Origin of the sequence: Bowmanella dokdonensis (assembly GCF_017254865.1) — a bacterium.
Classification (GTDB): domain Bacteria; phylum Pseudomonadota; class Gammaproteobacteria; order Enterobacterales; family Alteromonadaceae; genus Bowmanella; species Bowmanella dokdonensis.
Window position 1 is genome coordinate 459,639 of the sequence record NZ_JAFKCV010000004.1, and the last position, 12,583, is coordinate 472,221.

At 56.9% G+C, this 12,583-nt stretch carries 11 protein-coding genes; 1 reads left to right on the forward strand and 10 read right to left on the reverse strand.

Translation table 11 applies throughout. From position 1 onward, the window contains the following. The first annotated feature begins 80 nt into the window (after window positions 1–80). On the forward strand, window positions 81–1,445 hold the full coding sequence (locus J0A66_RS10110; protein WP_206573679.1) for a C2 family cysteine protease: 1,365 nt from the start codon (window positions 81–83) through the stop codon (window positions 1,443–1,445). Window positions 1,446–1,527: 82 nt separating this feature from the next. Here the strand turns inward: J0A66_RS10110 and J0A66_RS10115 are convergent, their stop codons facing one another. From J0A66_RS10115 to J0A66_RS10160, 10 genes are all read right to left on the reverse strand, one after another. Next, window positions 1,528–2,391 (reverse strand): substrate-binding periplasmic protein, encoded by an 864-nt coding sequence (locus J0A66_RS10115; RefSeq protein ID WP_206573680.1) that lies wholly within the window; start codon window positions 2,389–2,391, stop codon window positions 1,528–1,530. A gap of 32 nt (window positions 2,392–2,423) precedes the next feature. Beyond that, window positions 2,424–3,362, reverse strand: coding sequence for a tetratricopeptide repeat protein (locus tag J0A66_RS10120; protein WP_206573681.1), 939 nt, complete (start codon window positions 3,360–3,362; stop codon window positions 2,424–2,426). 1 nt (window position 3,363) lies between these two features. Further along, window positions 3,364–4,572 (reverse strand): hypothetical protein, encoded by a 1,209-nt coding sequence (locus tag J0A66_RS10125; protein WP_206573682.1) that lies wholly within the window; start codon window positions 4,570–4,572, stop codon window positions 3,364–3,366. Beyond that, entirely contained in the window at window positions 4,569–6,938 is a 2,370-nt protein-coding gene (locus J0A66_RS10130) for a putative bifunctional diguanylate cyclase/phosphodiesterase (RefSeq protein ID WP_241264115.1), read from the reverse strand. The genes J0A66_RS10125 and J0A66_RS10130 overlap by 4 nt, the downstream gene beginning before the upstream one ends. After that, entirely contained in the window at window positions 6,931–7,575 is a 645-nt protein-coding gene (locus J0A66_RS10135; RefSeq protein WP_241264116.1) for a methylamine utilization protein, read from the reverse strand. The genes J0A66_RS10130 and J0A66_RS10135 overlap by 8 nt, the downstream gene beginning before the upstream one ends. A gap of 116 nt (window positions 7,576–7,691) precedes the next feature. After that, window positions 7,692–8,921: a phosphoglycerate dehydrogenase gene (serA, locus tag J0A66_RS10140; RefSeq protein WP_206573683.1), complete on the reverse strand. Its 1,230-nt coding sequence runs from the start codon at window positions 8,919–8,921 to the stop codon at window positions 7,692–7,694. A gap of 126 nt (window positions 8,922–9,047) precedes the next feature. Beyond that, window positions 9,048–9,701: a ribose-5-phosphate isomerase RpiA gene (gene rpiA / locus J0A66_RS10145; RefSeq protein ID WP_206573684.1), complete on the reverse strand. Its 654-nt coding sequence runs from the start codon at window positions 9,699–9,701 to the stop codon at window positions 9,048–9,050. A gap of 76 nt (window positions 9,702–9,777) precedes the next feature. Continuing rightward, a complete protein-coding gene (locus J0A66_RS10150; RefSeq protein ID WP_206573685.1) occupies window positions 9,778–10,365 on the reverse strand; it encodes a 5-formyltetrahydrofolate cyclo-ligase in 588 nt (195 codons plus the stop codon). Continuing rightward, a complete protein-coding gene (locus J0A66_RS10155) occupies window positions 10,352–11,971 on the reverse strand; it encodes a hybrid sensor histidine kinase/response regulator (RefSeq protein ID WP_206573686.1) in 1,620 nt (539 codons plus the stop codon). The genes J0A66_RS10150 and J0A66_RS10155 overlap by 14 nt, the downstream gene beginning before the upstream one ends. A 136-nt stretch (window positions 11,972–12,107) precedes the next feature. Next, window positions 12,108–12,524 (reverse strand): DoxX family protein, encoded by a 417-nt coding sequence (locus tag J0A66_RS10160; protein ID WP_206573687.1) that lies wholly within the window; start codon window positions 12,522–12,524, stop codon window positions 12,108–12,110. Window positions 12,525–12,583: the final 59 nt, after the last annotated feature.

Below are 12,583 nucleotides of genomic sequence, written 5' to 3' on the forward strand. Positions count from 1 at the left end.
GCTTATCTTCTCTTTGTTTCTTTGTGACGTTTCACAGTCAGTTGTCATGACTCAACTTAATCCTACCCAGGAGTCCAGCTATGGAAGCAAGACAATTGCAGTCAAATCCCGAAGCCGCGCAAAAGAACGGCGTTATTAATCCCTTTGCCTTGGCCGAATACGTGTCGGGCCGCAAGATTGATTGGCGCAAGGTAGACAATCCCGATGAGTTGCTGGAGAGCATCCTGCAAACCCCTTACCAGGAACTCTTCGATCCCAAGTTCGAGGGCCCCTTGTACATGGGCCTGAAACTAACCAGTAAAGGCACGTTGGAGCGTTTCCACAGCCCTTTGTTTTCGGCCGAAGTGGAAATGAGTGTCAATGATCTGGATATTCCGCTAAACCGCTTGTCGGATGTCCAGGTGCTTGGCGACCTGGGCGCCCGGTTCCAGGTTGAGGATGTGTCCAGACTGAAAGTGCATAAGATAGATATCTGCAATCCCTATGTCATCAGTCTGCAGATTCGCTTACCCGAAAAAGACCGGATTCAGAATCTGGCCCGGGTGTTCAACCAGGCCGTGGTCCGCTCAGTGGCCCTGGATCCGGAAGTGGGCAGCAATAACCAGGACTGGACACCGGCCAATGCGGTATGGCAGGACAAGGGCGCCTTCTTTAACGAAACTGCCGAGTTCTTCGACCCGGTGCAAGGAGCGGTGGCCAACTGCTACTATATCGCCGCCCTGGCAGCCCTTGCCTGGGCGACGCCCTACCGGGTGTCACATATGACCCGGGCAACCAACACGGGTCAGAATCAGTTCACCAATCTGGTGCGTTTCTACAAGCCGGACAGCAACGGGCAACTAGACAGGGAAATCGAGATATCCGATACGGTCCCGGTCAACAGCACAACGGGTAGCTTTATCTACTGCCGTTCCAGCGAAGCGGGCGAGATCTGGCCGGCCCTGTATGAAAAAGCCTTCGCCAAGCTGGAAACCGGCACTAACAGCGATCATCCCGATATTACCGCCACCGGATGGGGGGACTGTGTCTACGCCACCGCCCAGCTAAATGGCGGCAAACGGTATTATTACGCCAACAACGACCTGAACGCCGACCAAATCTGGGACCTGGTCAGGGGCAACTCAGCCGGCAAGCGCACTTTCAATCCGATGACATGCTGGACGTACGGCACGGCGCCGGAAGGCCTCAGTTACAGCGATGCCAACATTGTGGGCTCGCACTGCTACACGGTGCTGGGCTGGGATTATCACTGTGACAGGAAGTATCTGGTGCTGCGCAACCCCTGGGGTACCAAGGAAGCCACCACAGGCACCAGGGACGGCACCCTCTACATGCATGACATCAGTTGGTGGCGGCCTATCCAGTTGGCTAACCCGGACGGCACCTTCGCCATCCTGGCGTCTACCTTCAAACAGTACTTCGCCGGGCTGGGCGTCGCCAAATAGCTGTTAACAGCTCCACTCTGGCGGCCGGTATAATGCCGGCCGCCTTTTGTGATACCCCTCGCCCCGCTATTTGGGCAGCTGATCAACTGGCTGGTGGGTTGACCCAAAGGGTCTGTCGGTTGATTGGTACGCCGTCGCACAAAAAGGGATTGTCCAGGTGCAGAAGATGGCGCTGTTTTATCCCGAGCCGCTGGAGAATTTCGCCGAACTGGGCCTCGAAGAGCTTATCGAAACTGCCGTCCTGCAGCGCCGATTCCAGCCCCTGTTTCAGGTCGATGGCCAGTTGCGGGTTGTCCCGGCTGACAAAGAAGTAATAAGCACTGGGATACTGGATAAGCAGGTGGGAATCGATCATCAACTCAAGGGTCGGGTGCTGGGCCAGGTTCTGCTCAATCTCCAGCACCGAACGGGGAAAGACATCGATACGCTGCCTGTCCAGCATCAGATACAAGCCTTCGTAATCGCCACCGGCAAACACCCGCAGGCCGTTCGCCCTGAGAATGCGGGTGTCGCTCCAGCTATGGTACTGGCCAATGTGCAGGGCTTTGAGATCAGTCAGGTTTTTTACCGCCTTGAGCTTGTCTGGATTTGCCGCAGGGATCAGGCCGATGCGCATGCCGTTGAGTCCCCTCAGCAGCGGGAAATGCACTGGCAGGGCCTGATGGCTGCGATCTTTGAGACAGGTGCCTGTCAGCACATCCAGGCCGTCAGGCGCTCCCAGTAAATCGAAGGCGCGCTCTTTGGGCAGGTCGGCCCCCAGTGCACGGACTTCATAGGCATTTTCCGGCAAATGGGACAGGGCCAGCTTCAGAACACTCACCATGTAATCGTCGCGGGCATAGCCGGGGTAGATGACCAGGCTTGGCGACTTGTCAGGTTCGGTATGGGCAACCCCTGTCTGCAGCCCTAGGATCAGACAGCAGAAAATGATGGTATGACGATTCATGACATGCTGCCGGACAGTTCCATGCTTTAACTTTAATCCCTGTTCTGCCGCTTCTGAAGTTTTTCCTTCAGTTCGGCGGCCAGGGGCTGATGCCACCGGGGCAGTATGGTACTGTCCAGTTCCTGCCAATGACTGTCCGCCTGCTGCCATTGTTGCTGCATAACGGCCATCTCCACCAGTCGCAGCCGGCTCAACTGGTAAGTGATTTCATCTCCTGCCTCTTTGGCATATTGTCCCGCCAGTTGGAAGTGGCTGGCGGCGGGCTGCCACAAGCCAAGAAACTGGTGGGCCCGGGCGGCATTGTTCTGGGCAATGCCGATCTGCTGAGCATTGCCCCTGGCCAGGGCGTACTCTAAGGCGGTCAGGCGATACTGCAGATGCTGTTGTTGTTCGTTCCGCTTGTTATAAACCTGAGCCAGGTTGGCATAGAGTTCGTGCAGGAATTCGGGCGATGCACGACTTCGATACCGCTGCTCCAATTCCAGCAGTATCCGTTCAGCCGTCTCCATGTCATCCAGATACAACAACAGGTTGGCCAGTTCTATCAGGTAAATGGTATTGGGCAGGGTATCAGACAGCTCAGTCAGCAAGGCTACCGCCTGTCGAATCATCGGCTCGCCAAGGGCCCTGTTGTCATCCAGGTAGGCCAGTTTGGCCCGGTACACCAGCACGGCAATCTGCAATCTGACCGGTAACCGCCCGCTGTCCTGCCAGGGCGCAAGGACCTGCTTGAGTTTATCGAAGCGTTTCAGATCCAGCAGGCTGGCAAATTCATAGAGCTTAAGACTGTACCAGTTATGGCTGTATAGGGGTTCGCCCTGCAGCGCCTCCGGCAGGGCGTCGAGGCACCGGGCAGGCTGATCCTGGCAGATCTGGTGGATGGAGAGTGGGTTGTCAGCCAGGGCGTAAAGGGGAAAACTGCCAAGGGGGAGCAGACACAACGCCAGGGTCATGCAATAGTTTTTGGCCACGCTACCACCTGTACTGTGCCAGGGCGAGGGTCTGCTGTCTGTCCCTGTCCGGCGCTTCGCCCAAGGTTGCACGGTTCAACGCGCGATTGGAATTAATGTGCTGCTCCAGGCCGAACTGCCAGGATTCATCCCATTGGTAGCGCCAGGTGAGGGTAATTGCATCGCCGTCCTGGTGATTCTGGTCCCAGGGCCAGACGTCATCGCCACGGGTCCGGAACCTGTCAAACCTTGCGCTGAATCTGTGCTTTTCCACTGCATGGCTGAGCAACACAAACCAGGCGTCAAATTCCACATAGACCTTGTTGTCACCCATCAGGGTATCGCCTGTCACCCACTGGCTGATCAGACGATTCCGCTCGTTGAGCTGCCAGGACGCAGCCAGGGAGTGAAAGCGGGTATCCCAGCCGTATAAACGCTGCTCGTTAACGGCCAGGGGATCGGCATTGTTGTCGTAAAAATAATAACGGACACTGACTGTCTGGTAATAGTCCAGATGCAGGCCGGCGTAGTAGCCGTTGCGGCCGTCCAGTTCCTTGAAGGGTTCGGTCCAGGCCGGCAGTGCATTGCGGTAAGTGTCGAAAGGCTGGCCGTAATGAGCAAAGTTAATTCTGTCATTGTGCAGGCTCTGCCGGTCGTGCATGGCCCAGCCGCGCCAGCTCAGCAGGGTGCCCAAGGTATCATTGCCCCGGAACACACCGCCATACAGCTCCCAGGACCAGGGGCTGCGACGCTGTCGCCCTGGGCTGTACAAGCCCAGTTCGAGCCCTGCGATGCGCAGCTCCTCGCCAATCCAGCTATTGATGGCGCTTTGTGTGTAATTGTACGGCGACAGCCAGCCTGTATCAGGGTTCTCCAGTGACATCTGCGGGTAGAAAAAGCCGGCCCGGGCGCGGAATTTGACCTTGTCTGCACTCAGCGGCTTGTAGAGGAGTTGGGCCTGGGTCAGGCCAAGTTGCTGTTCGCCGTCCTCATGCAGGTTGGCTACCAGTTCCATCTGCCAGCCACTGGCGAGATGGTGATCAATTTTAACCAGAGCCTGTTGCAGATGAAGTCCATCCTCTTCGTACCGCAGGATGCCGCTACCCTGCTCCTGCCAGCCTGGCTGGTTGTCAGTGACAGCCAGACTCGCCTGCATCAGTCCGGATACTTCGGCAGCCAGGCTGTTAATGCTCAGCAGGCAGCCCAGCAGCCACGGCAGACAGGGCCTCATGCATCCTGCTCCTGGCTGACTGCCAGATACTTATCTAACCAGGGGGTAAACTGATCCGCCGGCAGGGGTTTGCTCAGGTAAAAGCCCTGCACCTTGTGACAACCTATTTCGCTCAGGTAATCCATGGCGTGCTGATCTTCTACCCCCTCCGCCACTGTATCCAGGCCGAGCATCTGGGCCAGGGTCACCAGAGTCTTGACCATGGCCTTGTCACCACTGTTATTGGCCACATCCAATACGAAAGCTTTATCTATTTTCAGTTCGTGTACCGGCATGTTCTTAAGCTGGGCCATGGACGAATAGCCGGTGCCGAAATCGTCGATGGACAGGATCACCCCCATATCGCGCAAAGTGGTCAATGCGTCGATGGCTGCCTGCGGATCGTTCATCACCGCACTTTCGGTCACCTCCAGGGTCAGGCTGGCGGGATCCGGGTTGAATTCTCTGAACAGGTCGGCCACATGCCTGGGCAGTTGCATATCCACCAGGTCCAGGGGGGAGATATTCACCGCCACGCTCAGGTGATGGCCTGCGTCGGCCCATTGTTTTTGCTGTTTCAGTGCATAGCGCAGTGCCCAGTGGGTCAGCTCGCGGATAGCGCCGGTCTGCTCGGCCAGGGGAATAAACTGATCAGGGGGAATAAACCCATGCACAGGGTGGATCCAGCGCACCAGGCACTCCACGCCCACCACCCTGCCGTCCGCCAGGGCCAGTTTGGGCTGGTAGTAAAGCTGCAACTGGCCTTCCGCCAGGGCGCCCCGCAGCTCTGACATCAGACTCAGGCGCTGCATGGAATGTTTGTTCAGCTCCGGGCGATACAGGGCAAAGGCATGGTGATGTCCCTTGCAACTGTACATGGCGATATCGGCGCACTGCATCAGGCCGGCCGGATCCTGACCGTCCTGGGGAAAACAGGCTACCCCCACACTGGCGTCCAGCTCCAGGCGCAGGGTCTGCAGCTCGAATGGTTGATCGAATATGGCTACCACGACTTCGGCCAGGTATCTGGCCTCTTGTGGTTCATGACACAGCCAGATCAGGCCGAATTCGTCACCACCCAGGCGGGCGGGAAACAGGTTATTCAGTTCGAGATTGGCCAGGCGCAGGGCAATCTGTTTGAGCAACTGATCGCCTATACTGTGTCCCAGGGTATCGTTGATGTCCTTAAACCTGTCCAGATCCATCATCAGCACCGCCGCCTGGGTCTGCTCGGAGTCAATCAGCTGTTCCAGGTGGGTGGTAAACTGGTTGCGATTGGGAAGGCCGGTCAGAGAGTCGAAATAGGCCAGTTGCTGGATTTCCAATTCACGCTGTTTAATACCCTGTTGCATATTACCTATGGCCTGGGACAGGGAAGAGATCTCGCTGGTAGTGGAATCCGGTACGGCTTCCACATACTGACCACGGCTGATTTTGTTAGTGACATTGACCAGTTTGATCAGGGGGCGGGTAATGCCGTTTGAAATAATAATAGCGGCGACCAGGGCCAGTATGGCTGAGGCAGCCAGGATAAATACCAGTTGACCCAGCAGGCTGTTGTATGACAGATAGGCCCTGTCGGCTACGCTGGCCAGCAGCAGGGACAGGGGCGCCTGACCCTCTTCACCAAGTGGCTCGATGGTGTAGATATACTCTTCAAGATCGCCCTCGTTGCCGAGGTTCATCAGGTTAAGTTCATCGTTCCACAACAACCTGTCGGCTGTGAGTCGCTCAGCCAGAGGTCCGGCAAAGGTTGTGGCGATCAGCCGTTGTTCGGGGGGAGGACTGAACAGGCTGATCTGCATATCTGTCAGGGTCACCAGCTCGTCGCTGATCAACCTGGGGGCTTCAATGGCGGCCAGCAGCCAGGCATTGGCTTTTGGGCTGCTCTCAACGAACTTCACCGGCACCGCCTTGACCAGGAAATACTCCCCGGCCAGGGCAAACCAATGCAATCCTCTCTGGCTGGCCTGCTGTGGCGCCAACTCCAGTGCCGTTGCCGGCAGTCCGGCGGTCGACGCCATCAATTGCCCCGAGGCATCCAGGACCCAGACCAGATCGGCGTCCATCCTCTGTCTGTGATTATCCAGGGCGTAGCGCAGGGATTCGGGATCCTGACTGCCACCGGCGATCAGTTGCTTGGTGCTGAAATCCTTGGAATGGGTGTCCAAGGCGGCCATTAACTGATTGGCGCGATTGAGCATTTTGTCACGCACTACAATGGCCGAAGTATTGGCATGGGAGAGCACCTGGCCGGTGGAATGCCGGTAAGTGGCGGTTTGCACCGTCACCAGCGTCACGGCTACGATAATGGCCAGGATCAACAGGAATACGGCCAGCATCCTGCTTTGCAGGGAACGGGTCGGCAGCCAGGACAACTTACTCATAACCGGAAAACTCATCCGTCTGTTCTTCAAACTCGTCGAGGCCGGGCAACAGGGGCTCCTGCAGACTGAAGGTATGGGCTGTGTGATCGTCCAGCAACAGGGGCAGGTCCAGGCTCTTAGGATCGTCCTGGATTCTGGGGTGGCGTAGATGCAGGGTATAGCGGCCCGGGGGCACATCAAAGGTCGCCAGGCCTTGTGCATTTGCCTGGGCGAAATAAGGGGTATCCACCACCATGATGTAGCCCAGCATCCAGTCATGCACATTGCAGCCCAGTTCCACCTGGCCCTGTTGATCGAACATCAGCGGATCCGGGTGGTGGTCCTTATACAACTGCAGTTCGAACGGCTTGGCAGGGGAGAAGGAATACACATGGTGCTGAATCGAGTCGGAATTGGGAAAGCGGACCTGGGTGCCTTTCTGCACCACCAGAATATGCGGCTTAAATTGTTTTTTGACCTGATCCATATCCGCCATCGTACCCGGCTTGACCGCCGGCAAGGGGGAGGAGGAGGTCAGGTAGACCACCGCACCTTTGACCGGTGAGCCCTGGTCATCGACGACACTCACGTCAAGTTGGGCGGCATTCGACAGCGGGCAAAACAATGCCAAAAGTGTCAGACAGATTCTGTAAGTCATTGAAAATCCAACGCCCGTAAGGATAGCCTCTACTATACCCTGATTGTCTGACTGGTAAAGACCGGGATAGTCCAAAGAACTAAGGGGCGCTAGCCGCCCCAGAGGCGTATCAGACGTCAGTGCAGAATGCGGGTCTTGATCGTACCTTCGATGCCGGCGAGCCGCTGGAAGGCCTGCTCGGAGTCATCGGTGTCCACATCGATGACCACATAGCCGATTTCCGGTGTGGTTTGCAGGTACTGGGCGGCGATGTTGATGTTCATCTCGGCAAAGGCCTGGTTAATCTTGGTCAGGACACCGGGAATATTGCGGTGAATATGCAGCAGGCGTGAACGACCGATGTGCTCCGGCAGCGAGACTTCCGGGAAATTTACCGCCGACAGGGTAGAGCCGTTGTCGCTGTATTTGGCCAGTTTGCCGGCCACTTCCACGCCGATATTTTCCTGGGCTTCCTGGGTGCTGCCCCCCACATGGGGAGTCAAAAGCACATTGTCCAGGCCGCGCAGGGGCGAGATAAATTCCTCGTTATTGGACTTGGGCTCCACCGGAAACACGTCGATGGCGGCGCCGGACAGGTGTTTCTCACGCAGGCTGTCGGCCAGGGCGTCGATATCCACCACCGTGCCGCGGGAGGCATTGATCAGTATTGCACCCTGTTTCATGGCATCCAGCTCGGCCGGACCAATCATGTTTTTGGTCTGGGGGGTCTCAGGTACATGCAGGGTGACCACGTCCGAGGTCTTCAGCAACTGGCTGAGGCTCTTGATCTGTCTGGCGTTACCCAGTACCAGCTTGTCTTCGATATCATAAAACTGCACCCGCATGCCGATATGCTCGGCCATAATGCTGAGCTGGGTGCCGATATGCCCGTAGCCTATGATGCCCAGTGTTTTGCCCCGGGCCTCGTAGGAGCCGGCGGCGCTCTTGTCCCAACCACCCCGGTGACACAGGGCGTTTTTTTGCGGAATACCGCGCAACAGCAACAGGATCTCCCCCAGTACCAACTCTGCCACCGAACGGGTATTGGAAAAGGGAGCATTGAAAACCGGAATACCGCGACGCTGGGCGGCATCCAGATCCACCTGGTTGGTGCCGATGCAGAAGCACCCCACTGCTACCAGTTTCTGCGCTGCCTCTATGACATTCTCTGTCAACTGCGTACGTGAACGCAGGCCGATAAAATGCACATCCTGAACCCGTTCGATTAGCTCTTCCTCGGGCAACGAGGTCTTGAGGTAATCGATATTGGTATAGCCGTTGGCCTTGAGGGTCTCCAGGGCGCTCTGATGAACGCCCTCCAGCAGCAGGATGCGGATTTTGTCTTTTGGCAGTGACACTTTGCTCATGTGGGTTTCCGTGATGAAAATGGTTTATGGGCGTCTGGACGTCTAAATTAACAGATCTGGGGGCGGTCTGGAAGGGATTTTTCTGTGCGACCGGCAGCAGGCCGGTCGCTGGATCCGGGTATCAGGCTAAAGGGTCCTGACCCCTTGCTCGGTGCCGACCAGTACCACGTCGGCGCCACGCTTGGCGAACAGGCCATTGGTCACCACCCCGGGGATCTGGTTGATATCACGTTCCATGCTCACCGGATCGAGGATCTTAAAGTTGTGCACATCCAGAATAATATTACCGTTGTCTGTCACCACCCCCTGCCGCCAGACCGGATCGCCCCCCAGTTTGACCAATTCACGGGCCACATAGGAGCGGGCCATGGGGATGACTTCGACCGGCAGCGGGAACTCGCCGAGCACATCCACCTGCTTGCTGGCGTCGACAATACAGATAAAGCGCTTGGCCACCGCAGAGACGATTTTCTCCCGGGTCAGGGCTGCGCCGCCGCCCTTGATCATATGCTTGTGCGGGGTAATTTCGTCGGCCCCGTCCACATAAATATCCAGGCTGTCCACGTTATTCAGTTCGAAGACCTCGATGCCCAGGGCTTTTAGCTTGGCAGTGGAGTCATCAGAGCTGGACACGGCGCCCTGGATCTTGTTGCGCAGCTTGCCCAGCCCTTCGATGAAATAGCCCACAGTCGAGCCGGTACCGACCCCGACAATGGCGTCGTCTTCAACATAGTCAAGGGCTGCCAGGGCAGCGGCTTTTTTCAGTTCACTCTGGTTCATATGGGTCAATCCGGCTGGTTGGTTATCCTATTAGCCTACCTGAAAACAGCACGGCAAGTTAACGGCTAACTGACCCTCAAGGGGTAAAAATTCCCCCGGGGGTGACAATGCCGTGCAAAGGAATATCCCAGGGTTGTACGGGCAGCAGGTCGGCCCGCTGACAGTCATGGGCCAGGCCGAGCACCTGTGTGCTCAGGTGGTCACGATGAATAGGTTTGAGGGTACGGTCATAGAAGCCGCCACCCATGCCCATACGGTTGCCGTTGTGGTCAAAGGCCACCAGCGGGGCGAAGATCAGATCCAGTTGGTTCAGGGGGCAGAGGGTATGACAATGGATGGGGGGCTCGGCGATACCAAAACGGTTGGCCGCCATGGTGCTGTCTGGACGGTACGCCACAAACAGCAGATAGCCGGCGCAAAAGGGATGCAGTACCGGCAGAAACACCTCTTTGCCCTGCTCCCAGCAGGCCTGGATTAAAGGGGTCGGATCCAGTTCACCGTCATTGGCCAGATACAGGGCGATGCGTTGGGCCCGCTGATACTGTGGCAGCTCTTCACAGCGTTGCCTGACCCTGCAGGAGGCCTGCTGTTGCTCCTGCTCTGTCAGGCTGCGTCTGCGCTGGCGGTAATGTTGTCGTAATGCTGCGGGGTTAATTTTCGCCATCCTCGGGAATCAGCTTGTTGAGTATTTTTATCAGTGCCTGTTTGTCCAGGGGTTTGGCCAGAAAGTCAAGAGCCGGAAAGGGGAGTTGAGCGAGGCTGTCGCGCAGATGCAGGTCGGCCGACAGCATGACCATAGGCGCATTGATACCCTGCGCATAAAGCTGCCGGCAACAACTCAGCCCGTCCATGCCGGGTAAATGCCTATCCATAAAGATCAGGTCAAAGTGCGGACTTTGCTGCACCAGCTCCAATGCCTGTTCGGCGCTACCGGTGATGTGGATATCCAGTCCCAGGCTGGCAAACAGGGCCCTGGCCACCTGTTGATTAATGCTGTCATCCTCCACCAGCAGGATCTGCTTGTCCAGGGCAAAGGCCGGTTGAGCGGGCCGGACCTGCGGCACAGGCGACAGGGCCTGCTCCAGGGGTAAGCGCACTTTTATCTGGGTGCCCACGCCTGGCTCACTGTAGAGTTTCAGCTCACCCTGCATCAGCTCTACCAGGCTCCTGCTGATGGCCAGCCCCAGACCGGTGCCCTGTTTTGCATGGGCCCCGGGTACCTGTTCGAAACGGCCGAAAATTCGCTGCTGGTCCTGGGGCGCGATGCCGATGCCCGTGTCCCTGACGACTATTTCAAGCCGTTCATCCAGGCTGTAGACATGGGTGCTGACCCGCCCGCCCGGCGCCGTGAACTTGATGGCATTGGACAACAGATTGATTAGGATCTGAGCCAGTTTTTCCATGTCCACCAGCAATTGACCCGGCAGGCTTTCGTGTAGCTCCAGCTCGAATAGCAGAGACTTTTCGGCGGCCTGGGCACTCATCATGCTGTGCAGGCGATGGAAATATTCCGCCGGGGCAATCTGCACAGGGTTCAGCGTCATCTTGCCGGCTTCCACTTTGCTTAAGTCCAGCACGCTGTTTATCTGCGCCAGCAGTCGCTCTGCACTGAAATGGATATGTTCCAGATAATCGGAAAAAGGCTTCCCGGTAATACCGGGAAGCTGTTCCCTGAGCAACTGGCTGCAGACCAGAATGGCATTTAAGGGGGTACGCAATTCGTGGCTCATGTTGGACAGAAAATCGCTTTTGTATTGGCTGACCTGGGTCAGCCTGCGTACCGTCTTGCGCAATTCCAGTTGTGAAATCACGGACCTAGCCAGGACATGCAGCCCCTGTCTTTGTTCATCACTGAGCCTGTGCGGCTTATCACTAATGACACACAGAGTGCCCACCGCATGACCATCCGGGGTCAGCAGTGGCGCGCCGGCATAAAAACGTATATTGGGGGGGCCGGTGACCAGCGGGTTGTCGGCAAAGCGCGGATCCTGCAGGGCATTTTGGACTTCCATGACATCCCGGCCGTGGATGGCATGGGCGCAAAAAGCCAAATCCCTTGGGGTTTCACTGACCTCCAGGCCCACCCGAGCCTTGAACCACTGGCGTTCGGGATCGATCAGGCTGATCAGGGCGATGGGCGTCTGGCACAGGTAGGAAGCCAGGCGGGTAAGATCGTCGAAAGACTTTTCTGCCTCCGTGTCCAGGATCTGGTAATCATACAGGGCGCGCAGCCTGGCATTTTCATCTTTTGTACAAGGGGCGACTTGCATCTGAATACACCGTTTATTACCTGATTGGACCCCCTAAGCCTGACGGGGATCGGCGTGGGGTACAAGTATTGAGTGTCGGTAAGGCATAGGATCTCGCAAGTGGGGGACAAAAAAAAGTGCCCCGCAGGGCACAGATTCACTTATTGAGCCTGGCATCGAGGCTGAACCTTCCACCCCCCTGGAGCATCAGCAGCAGGAATCCTCCGGCAATAGACAGGTTCTTGAAGAACATCAGGAACTGGGTCTGATCGGCAAAATCCAGGTGGAAGATCAGCGCCGACACCAGCGTAAAGCCGGCCAGCAGCATAGCGACCAGCCGGGTCTGGAAGCCAATCACCAGGGCAACAGCGCCGCCCACCTCCGCCAGTATCACCAGCGGCAGCAGGCCGCCGGGGACACCCATGCTGCTCATCCAGCCGGCGGTAGCGTCATAGGCGCCGATTTTGCTGATGCCGGCCAGCAGAAACAGTCCTATCAGCAGGATACGGCCGACAAGATTGATCAGGGCGCCAAGGGTGGAGTCTGTGTGAATTTTCAGTATTTCAGTTTTCATGTCAATTTCCTCAGTTTAGGGACGATGTGTGTAAGACGAATCTATTATGATTCATTTAA

Coding starts and splice junctions, on each gene's coding strand:
- J0A66_RS10160 (WP_206573687.1), bottom strand. CDS start 12,524: ATGAAAACTGAAATACTGAAAATTCACACAGACTCCACCCTTGGCGCC.
- J0A66_RS10110 (WP_206573679.1), top strand. CDS start 81: ATGGAAGCAAGACAATTGCAGTCAAATCCCGAAGCCGCGCAAAAGAAC.
- J0A66_RS10130 (WP_241264115.1), bottom strand. CDS start 6,938: ATGAGTAAGTTGTCCTGGCTGCCGACCCGTTCCCTGCAAAGCAGGATG.
- J0A66_RS10125 (WP_206573682.1), bottom strand. CDS start 4,572: ATGAGGCCCTGTCTGCCGTGGCTGCTGGGCTGCCTGCTGAGCATTAAC.
- J0A66_RS10155 (WP_206573686.1), bottom strand. CDS start 11,971: ATGCAAGTCGCCCCTTGTACAAAAGATGAAAATGCCAGGCTGCGCGCC.
- J0A66_RS10150 (WP_206573685.1), bottom strand. CDS start 10,365: ATGGCGAAAATTAACCCCGCAGCATTACGACAACATTACCGCCAGCGC.
- rpiA (WP_206573684.1), bottom strand. CDS start 9,701: ATGAACCAGAGTGAACTGAAAAAAGCCGCTGCCCTGGCAGCCCTTGAC.
- J0A66_RS10115 (WP_206573680.1), bottom strand. CDS start 2,391: ATGAATCGTCATACCATCATTTTCTGCTGTCTGATCCTAGGGCTGCAG.
- J0A66_RS10135 (WP_241264116.1), bottom strand. CDS start 7,575: ATGACTTACAGAATCTGTCTGACACTTTTGGCATTGTTTTGCCCGCTG.
- serA (WP_206573683.1), bottom strand. CDS start 8,921: ATGAGCAAAGTGTCACTGCCAAAAGACAAAATCCGCATCCTGCTGCTG.